The following is a 13,021-nucleotide window of genomic DNA, read 5'->3' as shown; positions in this document are numbered from 1 at the left end:
TCAAGGCGGGAATTGTCTCAAGTGTTCTGGTGGGGCTGTTTACAGGAACAGTGCCGTTCGCGATCGCGCTTTTCCAAGGCTTCCCGACGCCGTGTCACATTGCTTGCAGATAACCGATCTTTTGGGTATGGAGTGCGCGGCGCAGGGCGGGGTTCCGTCGCTGTGTCGTGTTGTGTCCACCTCTCCCGGGTGGTTGGAATTTCCGAGCAAAGGCACTCCGTTCCCATGGCGCGCATCGTGATGAAGTTCGGCGGAACCTCCGTCGCCGATATCGACCGCATCCACAATGTGGCACGCCATGTCAAACGCGAAACGGATGCCGGGCACGAAGTCGCCGTTGTCGTTTCGGCAATGTCCGGCAAGACCAATGAGCTGGTGGGCTGGGCGCAGGCCATGCCCAGGGCGACAGGCGCCGAATCTCCTTTCTTCGACGCGCGCGAGTATGACGCTATCGTTGCCTCAGGCGAGCAGGTCACCAGCGGCTTGCTGGCAATCGCTCTCCAATCCATGGGGGTCGATGCGCGCTCCTGGCAGGGCTGGCAGATTCCGATCCGCACCGACAACGCTCACGGTGCGGCTCGCATCGAGGATATTGACGGCAGCGAGATCGTTCGTCGTATGGGCATGGGCCAGGTTGCAGTGGTTGCCGGTTTCCAGGGCATCGGTCCTGACAATCGTATCGCCACGCTTGGGCGCGGCGGTTCCGACACCAGCGCCGTCGCGGTCGCTGCTGCGGTAAAAGCCGACCGCTGCGACATCTACACTGATGTCGATGGCGTCTACACCACCGATCCGCGCATCGAACCAAAGGCACGCCGCCTGCCGAAAATTTCGTTTGAAGAAATGCTCGAAATGGCGTCGCTTGGAGCCAAGGTGCTGCAGGTGCGGTCAGTGGAGCTGGCGATGGTGCACAAGGTCAGAACCTTCGTCAGATCGTCTTTCGAAGATCCGGATGCGCCGGGTATGGGGGATTTTGTAAATCCGCCCGGTACGCTCATTTGCGATGAGGATGAAATCGTGGAACAGCAAGTCGTCACCGGCATCGCCTACGCCAAGGACGAGGCGCAGATATCGCTTCGTCGCGTCGCGGATCGTCCAGGCGTGTCTGCCGGAATTTTTGGTCCGCTGGCCGAGGCCAACATCAATGTCGACATGATCGTGCAGAACATCTCCGAGGATGGATCGCGCACCGACATGACCTTCACCGTACCCTCTGGAGATCTGGAGAAGGCTGTTGCCGTCCTTGACAAAGTACGCGAAACGATCGGCTTCGACGCTATTCAGTCGGAAGCGGGTCTGGTCAAGGTCTCTGTCATCGGCATTGGTATGCGCAGCCATGCTGGCGTTGCCGCGATCGCGTTCAAGGCCCTTGCAGAGAAGGGCATCAACATTCGTGCGATCACCACGTCAGAGATCAAGATTTCGATCCTGATCGACGGTCCTTATGCAGAATTGGCCGTCCGCACTTTGCATTCTGTCTACGGTCTCGATAAGCAGTAGAAAACAATAACCCGAAAACCGGCTTCTGCCTGGCTCCTGCAAGTGGCTGGCATTGGCCAAGGGAGAGGGGTTCGATGCGAGATTCTGCCGGCGGCCCAAGGGTGCTGTTAAGGCGATTGCGGGAATTGATGGCCGAGGCGCTCGATCCACAGGAGCGACTCGACCATATCGTTCGTGAAATCGCCCAGAACATGGTTGCCGAGGTCTGCTCGCTCTATGTGCTGCGTGCCGATTCGATGCTGGAGCTCTATGCGACCGAGGGCCTGAACCCCGGCGCGGTTCATCTGGCGCAGCTTCGTCTTGGCCAGGGCCTGGTCGGCACCATCGCCGCCAGCGCGCGCCCGCTCAATCTCTCCGACGCGCAGAAGCACCCGGCCTTTACCTATCTGCCGGAAACGGGTGAAGAGGTTTATCACTCGTTCCTCGGGGTGCCTGTGCTAAGGGCTGGCCGCACGCTTGGCGTTCTTGTGGTGCAGAACCGCACCATGAGGCATTACCGTGAGGACGAGATCGAGGCACTGGAAACGGTCGCAATGGTCATTGCCGAAATGATCGCGACCGGCGATCTGGCAAGACTGACGCGCCCCGGTATCGAGTTGGATCTGAGCCGTCCCGTGAGCATGACAGGCCTGCCCTTCAATGAAGGGGTCGGACTGGGGCATGTGGTGTTGCACGAGCCGCGCATTGTCGTTACCGCGCTGTTCAACGAAGATAGTGATGTCGAGCTTGACAGGCTTGAGACCGCACTCGATTCGCTCAGGCTTTCCATCGATGACATGTTGTCCCGCCGGGATGTGGCATTCGAGGGAGAGCACCGCGCTGTTCTCGAGGCCTACCGCATGTTTGCCAATGACCGCGGTTGGGTGCGGCGGCTACAGGAGGCCATCAACAATGGTCTGACTGCCGAAGCCGCGGTCGAAAAGGTGCAGAGCGACATGCGCGCGCGCATGATGCACATGACCGACCCCTATCTGCGTGAGAGGATGAGCGATTTCGATGACCTCGCCAACCGCCTTTTGCGCCAGCTCATGGGGCGGGGCCCGGATGCGCTGGCGGAAATCGTACCGAAGGACGCCATTATCGTCGCCCGTTCCATGGGGGCAGCCGAACTGCTGGATTATCCCCGTCAGAAGCTGCGCGGGCTCGTTCTGGAGGAGGGGGCCCCGACAAGTCATATCGTTATCGTGGCCCGTGCCATCGGACTGCCCACTGTTGGCCAGGTGAAGGGTGCCGTCTCCATGTCGGAGAATGGCGATGCGATCATCGTCGATGGCGAGGATGGGCAGGTGCATTTGCGTCCGCAGGCGGATGTCGAGGGTGCTTATGCCGAAAAGGTGCGTTTCCGTGCTCGGCGCCAAAAGCTTTATCAGGAACTCCGAGACCGCCCCACGGAAACGAAGGACGGAGTTCCTGTCGACCTGATGATGAATGCGGGGCTCGCCGTCGATCTGCCGCAGCTGGCGCAGTCGGGCGCGGCCGGTATCGGGCTTTTTCGCACTGAACTTCAATTCATGGTTGCGGCGGCTTTTCCAAGAGTCGAGGCGCAGGAGCGGCTTTATCGCGAAGTGCTGGAAGCAGCAGACGGCAAGCCGGTTACGTTCCGCACCATCGACATTGGCGGCGACAAGGTGCTCCCTTATTTCAAGGGCGCGCAGCATGAGGAAAACCCTGCGCTGGGCTGGCGCGCCATTCGATTGACGCTGGATCGTCCCGGATTGCTGCGCACGCAGATACGCGCGCTTCTCAAAGCAGCAGGCGGGCGCGAGCTGCGCATGATGCTGCCGATGGTCACGGAAGTGAATGAAGTGCGCCAGGCCCGTGATATTATTGACCGGGAGGTGCGGCATCTCTCCCGGTTCGGCTATCTCCTGCCGACGCGGCTCAAGATCGGCGCCATGATCGAAGTGCCTTCCCTCCTGTGGCAGCTTGATGAGCTGATGCAGGCTGTGGATTTCGTTTCCGTGGGTTCGAACGATCTATTTCAGTTCGTCACGGCCACAGATCGCGGCAATACACGCATTGCCGATCGCTTCGATCCTTTGAGTGTGCCTTTCCTGCGCATTTTGCGCCAGATTGTGCGCGCTGGCGATCAATCGGGAACGCCGGTGACACTGTGCGGCGAACTGGCAGGACGGCCAATTTCGGCGATGGCGCTGCTTGGGGTCGGTTTTCGGTCCATCTCCATGGCTCCAGCCGCCATTGGGCCGGTAAAGGCCATGCTTTGCGAACTACCGTTGTCGGACCTTTCGGTCATGATGGACGAAGCGCTTGCCAACCACAGCGCGTCAACCGATATTCGCGCGCTGCTGCGCGATTTCGCCAACAAGCACTCAATTGCTCTCTAGAACTGACAGGCTTTCCCGTCGATGACCGACTTGCCGCGCGACCGCATGGACCAGGTTCTCAAACGTTTCGAACTTATCGAAACGCAGATGGCGGCCGGTCCGGAGCCTGATGTTTATGTGAAGCTCGCTTCCGAATATTCGGAACTGCAGGAGGTGGCGGGCAAGATCCGGGAGTTGCGTCAGGCAGAATCGGAACTCGACGATCTCAAATCGATGCTTGCCGATCCAACCACCGACAAGGAGATGCGCGAACTCGCTGAAGCCGATTTTGAGGATGTGGACCAGCGCATAGAGACGCTGCGAGAGGAGATGCAAATCCTTCTCCTGCCGAAGGATGAAGCCGACGACAAGAACGCCATTCTGGAAATTCGGGCGGGTACCGGAGGCGATGAGGCGGCGCTTTTCGCTGGCGACCTGTTCCGCATGTATGAACGTTACGCCTCGGAAAAAGGATGGCGGGTTGAGGTGGTTTCCGCCAGCGAGGGCGAGGCTGGCGGTTACAAGGAAATCATTGCCACCGTCTCGGGTCGCGGAGTGTTCTCACGCCTGAAATTCGAATCCGGTGTTCACCGGGTCCAACGCGTTCCGGCCACGGAAGCACAGGGGCGAATTCACACCTCCGCAGCGACCGTGGCCGTGCTTCCGGAGGCCGAAGAGATCGACGTCGACATCAAGCCGGACGACATTCGCATCGACACGATGCGCGCATCGGGAGCCGGCGGCCAGCACGTCAATACCACCGATTCGGCGGTGCGTATCACGCACATTCCGACCGGCATCGTCGTGTTGCAGGCAGAGAAATCTCAGCATCAGAACAGGGCCCGCGCCATGCAGATCCTGCGCGCACGCCTGTTCGACATGCAGCGTATGAAAGCGGCGGACGAGCGCTCCGAGGCGCGCCGCTTGCAGGTTGGGACCGGCGATCGTTCCGAGCGCATTCGCACCTATAATTTCCCGCAGGGGCGCCTTACGGATCATCGTATCAACCTCACCCTGTACAAGCTGGACCGAGTGATCGAAGGCGATCTCGACGAGGTGATCGATGCTCTGATCTCCGATCACCAGGCAAAGCTGCTCGCGGAAACCGGGACGGATGGCTGAGGCGGAGACGCTCGGCGCGCTTTTGACATGGGCGCGGAATGAACTGGCAAGTGCCGGTATCTCTGAGGCGTCGCTCGATGCGCGCCTTCTGGTCGAGCATGTGACTCAAACCACGCGTCTCGATGCCGTGTCGCGACCCGACAGACCCGTCAGCGACGACGAGCGCGATTTCGCGCAACAACTCATCAATCAGCGCATCGCCGGCAAACCCGTGCACCGGATCCTCGGTTTCAGGGAGTTTTACGGCCTTAATTTGAAGCTCTCCGAAGAAACCCTGGAGCCTCGTCCGGATACGGAAACGCTGGTTGAACTGGTGCTGGACGAAGTTCGCCGTCTTGGTGGCGAGGATCGTCCCTGGCGTGTTCTCGACCTGGGCACCGGAACGGGGGCAATCGCACTTGCCCTGCTCAGCGTTTTGCCCGAGGCGCGCGCGACAGGTGCGGATATTTCAGCCGACGCGCTTGCAACGGCGCGCGCCAATGCCGATATGAATGGTTGCGGGCATCGGTTTGAAGCGTGTCTGTCCGACTGGTTCGAAAGTGTTCACGGTCGGTTCGATATCATCGTCTCAAATCCGCCCTATATTCGTGAAGATGATTGGAGCGACCTGGCCATAGAGGTCCGGGAACACGACCCGCGACGGGCGCTGGTTGCCGGGCAGGACGGTCTTGATGCATACAGGCGGCTTGCTGCCGAGGGTTCTGCTTTTCTGGCGGTTGGCGGGATCCTTGCGGTAGAAATCGGACATGATCAGAAGGAGAGCGTGACCGGTCTTTTCACGGAACAGGGTTTCCGTTTGAGGGCGCATGGCCGAGACCTCGCCGGACATGACCGGGCGCTGGTTTTTGGTCCAGGAAACAGCTCGTGAACAAGGTTGAAAAAAAGCTTGGCATTGCAAAAGAATGCCGCTAGGTTCCGCCTACCGGATGGGACGAAGCAGACAGCACCGTTATCGATTCGGTTCCCGAGGACCAGCTGTCGTGAAGGGCGTTTATCGCCTCTGCTTCTTTGCGGGGATTGTCCGGCAACTGATTTGAAGCGGAACAGCAATGGCGTTGGCGCCCGCTGAATGCGGTGCGGCACAGAGCCAAGGGGAGATGTGAGACTGCTGGCTTCCCGCCATCGTCCGCCATCTGAAAGAGTATCGTTTCAAAAATCTGTCTCGAACAAGCAGTCTCAAAAAACCAAGAGAGTCGAATGAGGCCACAACAGCAGAACAGGCGCATGCGCGGTCGCGGCAACAACAACCGCAAGGGCCCAAATCCTTTAGCGCGTAGCTATGAGAGCAATGGCCCGGACGTAAAAATCCGCGGAACGGCACAACAGGTAGCAGATAAATACGCCACTCTGGCGCGCGATGCGCAAAGTTCCGGTGATCGTGTGATGGCCGAGAATTATCTGCAGCATGCGGAACATTACAATCGTATCATTGCCGCTGCCCAGGCGCAGCTTCAGCAGCAGCAGCAGTCGCGTGAAAATCGTGACGATGCGGATGGTGACGGCGATGAGCAGGATACTGCAGAAGCCAACAATGGTGGCCAGAAGGCTCAGCGCCAGAAACGCGTCGACGATGGCTCCGGCCCACAGCCTGAAATTCAGGACACGCCGGCTGAAGTAGCTTTGCACGGCGAGCAGGGCAACGCAGGCAATGGTCATGCGGCCGGCGGCATGAACGGCAGTGCAGATGATGAAAAGCCGAAGCCTGCACGCCGCAGCCGCAAACCCGCCGCTGCCAAAGCAGAGGACGGCGAAGAGGCGCAGGAAGCCGAAAAGCCGGCCAAGCGCCCGCGTCGTACCCGTGCGCGCAAGAACGACGACGCAGAGGGCGGTGATGGCAATGAGGCCGGGCCTTCCGCCGCTGTGCCTGAAGAGATTGCTGCTCAGGGCTGAGCAAAGCGGCTTTTGTGTCATTGACGGCGGGGCTTCCCCGCCGTTTTCATTTGGTCCCCATCTTGTGCCGATAGGGATATGTTCCCATATCCCAATCAGTTGGGCTTGCCACACCGGACCGTGATATTCTGATCTCATCACGGTTTATGGGAGCCCGTCGCATTAATCGTTGCCGGTGCTGCAAAGCAGGTCGGCAGGGAAATGGAGACACTTATGAACTTTGAAAAATATTCGGAGCGCGTGCGCGGTTTTATTCAGGCTGCACAGACCTTTGCGCTCACCAGCAACCATCAGCAATTCACGCCGGAGCATCTGCTGAAGGTGCTTGTCGATGATGAAGAAGGCCTTGCAGCCTCCCTGATTGAGCGGGCAGGCGGGCGGGCTGAAGATGTGCGCCTTGGCGTCGAAGCGGCGCTGAAAGCCATGCCTCAGGTTGAGGGTGGCAACGGTCAGCTCTATATGGCTCAGCCGCTTGCGAAGGTGTTTTCGACGGCCGAGGAGTTGGCCAAGAAGGCCGGAGACAGCTTTGTCACCGTCGAGCGTCTGCTGACCGCCTTGTCGGTGGAAAAGTCAGCGAAGACCGCTGATATTCTGGCCAGGGCAGGGGTTACCCCGACAGCGCTCAATCAGGCCATCAACGACATTCGCAAGGGACGCACTGCCGATTCTGCCAGTGCCGAACAGGCATATGATGCGCTCAAGAAGTATGCGCGCGATCTGACCGCGGACGCCCGCGCTGGCCGGCTCGACCCGGTGATCGGTCGCGATGACGAGATTCGGCGCACCATTCAGGTTCTCTCCCGCCGCACCAAGAACAACCCGGTGCTGATTGGCGAGCCAGGGGTTGGCAAGACGGCTATCGCCGAAGGGCTCGCCCTGCGCATTGTGAACGGAGACGTGCCTGAATCCCTCAAGGACAAACAGTTGATGGCGCTTGATATGGGCGCTCTCATTGCCGGCGCGAAGTATCGCGGCGAATTCGAGGAACGGCTGAAGGCCGTTCTATCGGAGGTCACGGCTGCCGACGGCAATATCATTCTCTTTATCGACGAAATGCACACGCTCGTCGGGGCCGGCAAGGCTGACGGCGCTATGGACGCCTCGAACCTTCTCAAGCCTGCGCTGGCGCGGGGAGAACTGCATTGCGTCGGTGCAACGACGCTCGACGAGTATCGCAGGCATGTGGAAAAGGACGCCGCGCTCGCACGCCGTTTCCAGCCGGTTTTCGTAAAAGAACCGACCGTTGAGGACACGGTTTCGATCCTGCGCGGCCTGAAGGAGAAGTATGAGCAGCACCACAAGGTGCGGGTCTCCGACTCGGCCCTGGTTGCAGCCGCCACGCTTTCCAACCGCTATATCACCGACCGGTTTCTGCCCGACAAGGCCATCGACCTCGTGGACGAGGCGGCATCGCGACTGCGCATGCAGGTGGATTCCAAACCGGAGGAGCTCGATGAGATCGACCGGCGCATCATGCAGCTCAAGATCGAACGTGAAGCGCTGAAAGCGGAGAAAGACGAGGCATCGCAGGATCGCCTGGCGAAGCTCGAGACCGAGCTCGCCGACCTCGAGGAAGAATCGGCACGCCTGACCAGCAGGTGGGCTGCCGAAAAGGACAAGCTCGGCCTTGCTGCAGATCTCAAGAAGCAACTCGATGAAGCGCGCAATGAACTGGCTATTGCCCAGCGCAAGGGTGAATTCCAGCGCGCCGGTGAACTGGCTTACGGACTGATCCCGGAGCTCGAGAAAAAACTGGCCGAAGCTGAAGCTCAAGGCGAGGAAGAAGGTTCCGGCGGCATGGTCGAAGAGACGGTCAAGCCGGATCACGTCGCGCATATTGTCTCGCGGTGGACCGGGATCCCGGTCGACAAGATGCTTGAAGCTCAGCGCGAAAAACTTCTCCGTATGGAAGATGAGCTGGCCAGGCGCGTCGTGGGGCAGGGAGAGGCCGTACAGGCTGTTTCCAAGGCTGTCCGCCGTGCCCGAGCGGGCCTTCAGGACCCCAACCGGCCGATCGGCTCATTCATGTTCCTCGGTCCGACGGGCGTCGGCAAGACGGAGCTGACAAAGGCGCTTGCCAGTTTCCTCTTCGACGATGAGCAGGCCATGGTGCGTATCGACATGTCGGAGTTCATGGAGAAGCACTCCGTGGCCCGCCTTATCGGCGCTCCCCCCGGCTATGTCGGCTATGAGGAAGGCGGTGTTCTGACGGAGGCCGTCAGACGCCGGCCTTATCAGGTCATTCTTTTCGACGAGATCGAAAAGGCCCATCAGGACGTGTTCAATGTGCTTTTGCAGGTGCTCGATGATGGACGCCTGACGGACGGCCAAGGCCGCACGGTGGACTTCCGAAACACGCTCATTGTGATGACATCCAACCTTGGCGCCGAGTATCTCGTGAATCTTGGTGAGGGCGACGATGTCGACAAGGTTCGCAGTGATGTGATGGGTGTGGTCAAGGCTTCGTTCCGACCGGAGTTCCTGAATCGGATCGATGAGGTAATTCTCTTCCATCGTTTGCGTCGTCAGGACATGGGACAGATCGTTGAAATCCAGTTGCAGCGTTTGGGAAGCCTGCTTGCGGATCGCAAGATCACTCTCGATCTCGATAGCGAGGCAATCGAGTGGCTGGCCAACAAGGGTTACGATCCAGCCTATGGTGCGCGCCCCCTGAAACGCGTGATCCAGAAGGAGCTTCAGGACCCGCTGGCAGAAAAGATCCTGCAGGGAGAGATCTTTGACGGGTCCACAGTGAAGGTCACGTCAGGGTCTGACCGGCTCATTTTCCGGCCTCGCAAGGCTTCTCTTGATGAGCAGGCCGGTCAGGCTGCTTAACCAGAAAGCCGGGGAGGGCGCATGCAGATCGAAAAATACAACGCGGTTTGCGGTGCCCTTCCTCACGCCACCCATGTTGTTCAGTGGGGTGGAGCACATGTGTGGAAGGTGGGCGGAAAAGTGTTTGCCATCGGTAGCCAGGCTGGCGATGGAACGCTTGCCGTCTCCTTCAAATGTTCTGAAATCGCATTTGATGCGCTCAGGGAACAGCCGGGCCTGCGCCCGGCGCCCTATCTGGCTTCCCGTGGCATGAAGTGGATCCAGCGACAATCTGGTGAAACGATGGGCGACGACGCGCTCGCTGAATATCTGGCCGAAAGCCATCGGATCGTGGCGTCGGGCCTGACGCGGAGGCTCAGGCGGGAGTTGGGGCTGGACCCGGTTTGACGGCGCCGCGAAATTGCCACAACCGTCGCCATCTTCACGTCCGGTTCATCTCCTATGGTAAATCATTCGTCAAATGGGCGAATCGCTCGCGAGGCGAACAGCCTATCCGTGTGGGATGAGTCGAGGGGCGATGAACGTGAAACTGAATTTGCTGACCGCTTTTTACCTGGCTATCGGGCCGTCCTCAGCCTGGGCCGTGATGCCGGAAGTCGAGATGCGGCGCGATGGTCAGGCGTTCCACTTGGCCAACGGGCTTGCAAGCAGCCCGGCAATCCTTGATGGCAAGCCGTTGGAAGCCCCGGTCCAGCTCGCTCAAAATTATGATTTCGACGTCTATATAGATCAGTATGGCCGTGAAATCATTGTGGACGCCTTTACCGGCGAGGTGGTGGAGATTCGCCCGCCCGCGCCAGGCAGGAGGCAGTATGAGAGCCGACCGTCGCGACCACGCGAGTTCGATGGTCAGGTTTATGATTTCTCGGATCCTCGTGAGGTCGATCGTTATCGGCGGGATCGCGGCAGAGCGCGCAACGCACCCGATAACCGCTATTCGGATCCCTATGCGAATGCACCACGATATGACGACCGCGATGCCTACCGGGAAAACCCGAATTACGGCCGTGAGCCCATCGAGCGGACTCCGCTCGATGCGCCGGATCCTCGTGATAACATGGCTGCAATCCCCGACGAGCGTACCAGCCTCAGTCCCGGATCGGGTGAGGCTTCCGGTGCGCCGGCCCTGCCAAAAGACAGCGCGGTGGTCATGCCGCGCGGGGTCAGCGAGGACGTGACCCGCTTCCAGGTGCTGCTCGACCGGGTCGGTGCCTCGCCCGGTGTGATCGACGGCCGCACTGGCGACAATGTGAACAAGGCGATCCGGGCCTATCGTGAGATAACGGGGCAGACGCTCAGAACCTACGACAAGGAATGGATCGAGGCAGAACTGGAACGCACGGGCGGACCGGCCTTTAAAGAATACTCCATCACGGCTGAGGACGCCGCGGGGCCTTATATTGCATCCGTTCCCGCAGACTATGCGCACAAGGCCCAGCTTGATGCCCTGTCCTACACATCCGTGGTGGAAATGCTCGCCGAGCGCTTTCATATGGATGAGAAGTATCTGATCGCACTCAATCCCGATGCAAATTTCAATCGGCCAGGCACGATCATCAAAGTGGTCAATGTCGGGAAGCCCATGAAGGCGAACGTCACCCGCATTGTGGCGGACAAGAGCGCGAAGCAATTGCGCGCCTACAATGAGGATGGCCAGCTCGTCGCCGCCTATCCCGCGACAATCGGTTCATCCGATACGCCTTCACCAACGGGAACGCACACGGTAGCCCGGATCGCGCTCAATCCGGAATACACGTACAATCCGAAGATCAACTTCAAGCAGGGCAACAACGACAGGGTGTTGACCATCCCGCCAGGGCCCAATGGTCCGGTGGGGTCCGTCTGGATCGCCTTGTCAAAGCCGACTTACGGTATTCACGGAACGCCGGATCCATCAAAGATCGGTAAGACAGCTTCCCATGGGTGTATCCGATTGACCAACTGGGATGCCGAAGAGCTTGCAAAGCGCGTCAAGCCAGGGGTGAGCGTCACATTCGTTGAATAGCGACGGATCCGATTAAAAGGCTGCGTCGACAGGATTTCGCAAGCGTGGCGGCTGCTGGTCATGTTCCAGGATGCCTGCTTTGCCCGGCCGATATCATTCGTACGCATGACGTGTCAGGTTCGATGAGGCCGGGCGTTGTGACGAGAGCGGTTCACCGTTTCACGGAAACGCTGCTTGGCACTACCTATGAGCTTTTCCGCATTTGTGCGGACGTCAGGTGGCTCCACCTGACTGCAAAATGCTCTAACTGCCGCTCGCTGCCACCGATAGCGGGGCGTCGTCGTTTTCTTTTAACAACTCATCGATGCGACTGCGTTCACGTTCGAAAGCCAGCAGGTCTTCGCCCTTGAGCCCGCGATTGTCGGGCAGGCGCACGCGCATCGGATCGACCTTGGTGCCGTTGACGATCATCTCGTAGTGAAGGTGGTTGCCTGTCACGAGGCCAGTGGCGCCGACATAACCAATGACCTGGCCCTGACGAACGCGCGCGCCCGCCGTCACGCCCTTGGCGATGCCGCTCTGGTGATTGTAGGAGGTTTTAAACCCATTATTGTGTCGGATAATGGTCTGGCGACCGTACCCGCCGGCCCATCCCGCCTTCTCCACCACGCCATCGCCGGCAGCGATGATCGGGGTGCCGCGTGGAGCCGCCCAGTCAACACCCGTATGCATCTTGCTATAGCCAAGCACCGGATGCCGCCGCATTCCGAACCCCGATGTGAAACGACCGTTCGGAACGGGATTTCTAAGCATGAACCGCTTTGCGCTGCGGCCATCCCTGTCGAAGTAATCGACGGTCCCGTCTTCGAACTGAAAGCGGTAGAAGGTTCGCGTGGTCCCACCGAAGCTAGCCTTTACATAAAGCAGTTCGGACTGATCTGTTGCATTCTTGTCCGTGTCGGGAGCAGAGAAGAAGACCTCCAGCTTGTCGGTGGGCGCAAGTCGCGACTGGAAGTCCACATCCGCCGACAGGAGCTTCACCAGGCGCTTGGTCATTTCCGGCGTCAGTCCATAGGCATAGGCTGCGCGGTATATCCCGTCATAGACCCTGGGAAGATCGGCTCGTGGCATGCGCCGCGGCGCGGTCGGATGATCAAGTGCTGCGAGCAGAACCGGGTTCATCTCCGGTTCTTCCGCCGGCACATACTGCTCGCGGTCGTCCAGGGCTATGGTGACGATGTGCTTGCGGCCCTCATAAACGCTTGTGCGCACCACCCGGCTTTTTTCCCCGCGCATTTCGACGCCCACACGCAGCAATGTGCCCGCCTTCAGGTCGGGAGCATTGAGAAGCTTGGTGATCGCCTCGACCATCCCGTCCACATCCTCGCCCTTGTATCCGGACTGG

9 protein-coding genes (1 of these 9 only partly in view) are annotated in these 13,021 nt (G+C 59.5%); 8 read left to right on the top strand and 1 reads right to left on the bottom strand.

Features of this window, described 5'->3' with window-relative positions; genetic code table 11:
* Nucleotides 1-225 precede the first annotated feature (225 nt).
* From HF949_RS00045 to HF949_RS00010, 8 genes are all read left to right on the top strand, one after another.
* Entirely contained in the window at nt 226-1,500 is a 1,275-nt protein-coding gene (locus HF949_RS00045) for an aspartate kinase (protein WP_292897401.1), read from the top strand.
* 74 nt (nt 1,501-1,574) lie between these two features.
* Nucleotides 1,575-3,845 (top strand): phosphoenolpyruvate--protein phosphotransferase, encoded by a 2,271-nt coding sequence (gene ptsP, locus HF949_RS00040; RefSeq protein ID WP_292897399.1) that lies wholly within the window; start codon nt 1,575-1,577, stop codon nt 3,843-3,845.
* Between the two features lie 21 nt (nt 3,846-3,866).
* Nucleotides 3,867-4,946 (top strand): peptide chain release factor 1, encoded by a 1,080-nt coding sequence (prfA, locus tag HF949_RS00035; RefSeq protein ID WP_292897397.1) that lies wholly within the window; start codon nt 3,867-3,869, stop codon nt 4,944-4,946.
* Entirely contained in the window at nt 4,939-5,814 is an 876-nt protein-coding gene (gene prmC / locus HF949_RS00030; RefSeq protein WP_292897395.1) for a peptide chain release factor N(5)-glutamine methyltransferase, read from the top strand. Before prfA ends, prmC begins: the two co-directional genes overlap by 8 nt.
* 329 nt (nt 5,815-6,143) lie before the next feature.
* Entirely contained in the window at nt 6,144-6,836 is a 693-nt protein-coding gene (locus HF949_RS00025) for a DUF4167 domain-containing protein (RefSeq protein WP_292897393.1), read from the top strand.
* Nucleotides 6,837-7,049: 213 nt separating this feature from the next.
* A complete protein-coding gene (gene clpB, locus HF949_RS00020) occupies nt 7,050-9,671 on the top strand; it encodes an ATP-dependent chaperone ClpB (RefSeq protein WP_292897391.1) in 2,622 nt (873 codons plus the stop codon).
* A 21-nt stretch (nt 9,672-9,692) separates the two neighbouring features.
* On the top strand, nt 9,693-10,058 hold the full coding sequence (locus HF949_RS00015; RefSeq protein ID WP_292897389.1) for an MmcQ/YjbR family DNA-binding protein: 366 nt from the start codon (nt 9,693-9,695) through the stop codon (nt 10,056-10,058).
* A 130-nt stretch (nt 10,059-10,188) separates the two neighbouring features.
* A complete protein-coding gene (locus HF949_RS00010) occupies nt 10,189-11,676 on the top strand; it encodes a L,D-transpeptidase (protein ID WP_292897387.1) in 1,488 nt (495 codons plus the stop codon).
* 243 nt (nt 11,677-11,919) lie between these two features.
* On the opposite strand, the gene HF949_RS00005 is transcribed toward HF949_RS00010, so the two are convergent.
* Nucleotides 11,920-13,021: the 3' portion of a M23 family metallopeptidase gene (locus HF949_RS00005; RefSeq protein WP_292897385.1), read on the bottom strand. It continues 836 nt past the right edge of the window; only the last 1,102 of its 1,938 coding nucleotides appear in the window; its start codon lies beyond the right edge, outside the window — the gene reads right to left on this strand; the stop codon is at nt 11,920-11,922.

Origin of the sequence: Nitratireductor sp. (assembly GCF_017794765.1) — a bacterium.
Classification (GTDB): domain Bacteria; phylum Pseudomonadota; class Alphaproteobacteria; order Rhizobiales; family Rhizobiaceae; genus Nitratireductor.
The sequence above is the reverse complement of the archived record's forward strand: the minus strand, read 5'-3'. Positions and strand labels throughout refer to the sequence as shown.

What these genes read in the sequence shown, in the direction of transcription:
- HF949_RS00015 (WP_292897389.1), top strand. Translation starts at nt 9,693, where the DNA reads ATGCAGATCGAAAAATACAACGCGGTTTGCGGTGCCCTTCCTCACGCC.
- ptsP (WP_292897399.1), top strand. Translation starts at nt 1,575, where the DNA reads ATGCGAGATTCTGCCGGCGGCCCAAGGGTGCTGTTAAGGCGATTGCGG.
- prmC (WP_292897395.1), top strand. Translation starts at nt 4,939, where the DNA reads ATGGCTGAGGCGGAGACGCTCGGCGCGCTTTTGACATGGGCGCGGAAT.
- clpB (WP_292897391.1), top strand. Translation starts at nt 7,050, where the DNA reads ATGAACTTTGAAAAATATTCGGAGCGCGTGCGCGGTTTTATTCAGGCT.
- HF949_RS00025 (WP_292897393.1), top strand. Translation starts at nt 6,144, where the DNA reads ATGAGGCCACAACAGCAGAACAGGCGCATGCGCGGTCGCGGCAACAAC.
- HF949_RS00045 (WP_292897401.1), top strand. Translation starts at nt 226, where the DNA reads ATGGCGCGCATCGTGATGAAGTTCGGCGGAACCTCCGTCGCCGATATC.
- prfA (WP_292897397.1), top strand. Translation starts at nt 3,867, where the DNA reads ATGACCGACTTGCCGCGCGACCGCATGGACCAGGTTCTCAAACGTTTC.
- HF949_RS00010 (WP_292897387.1), top strand. Translation starts at nt 10,189, where the DNA reads ATGAACGTGAAACTGAATTTGCTGACCGCTTTTTACCTGGCTATCGGG.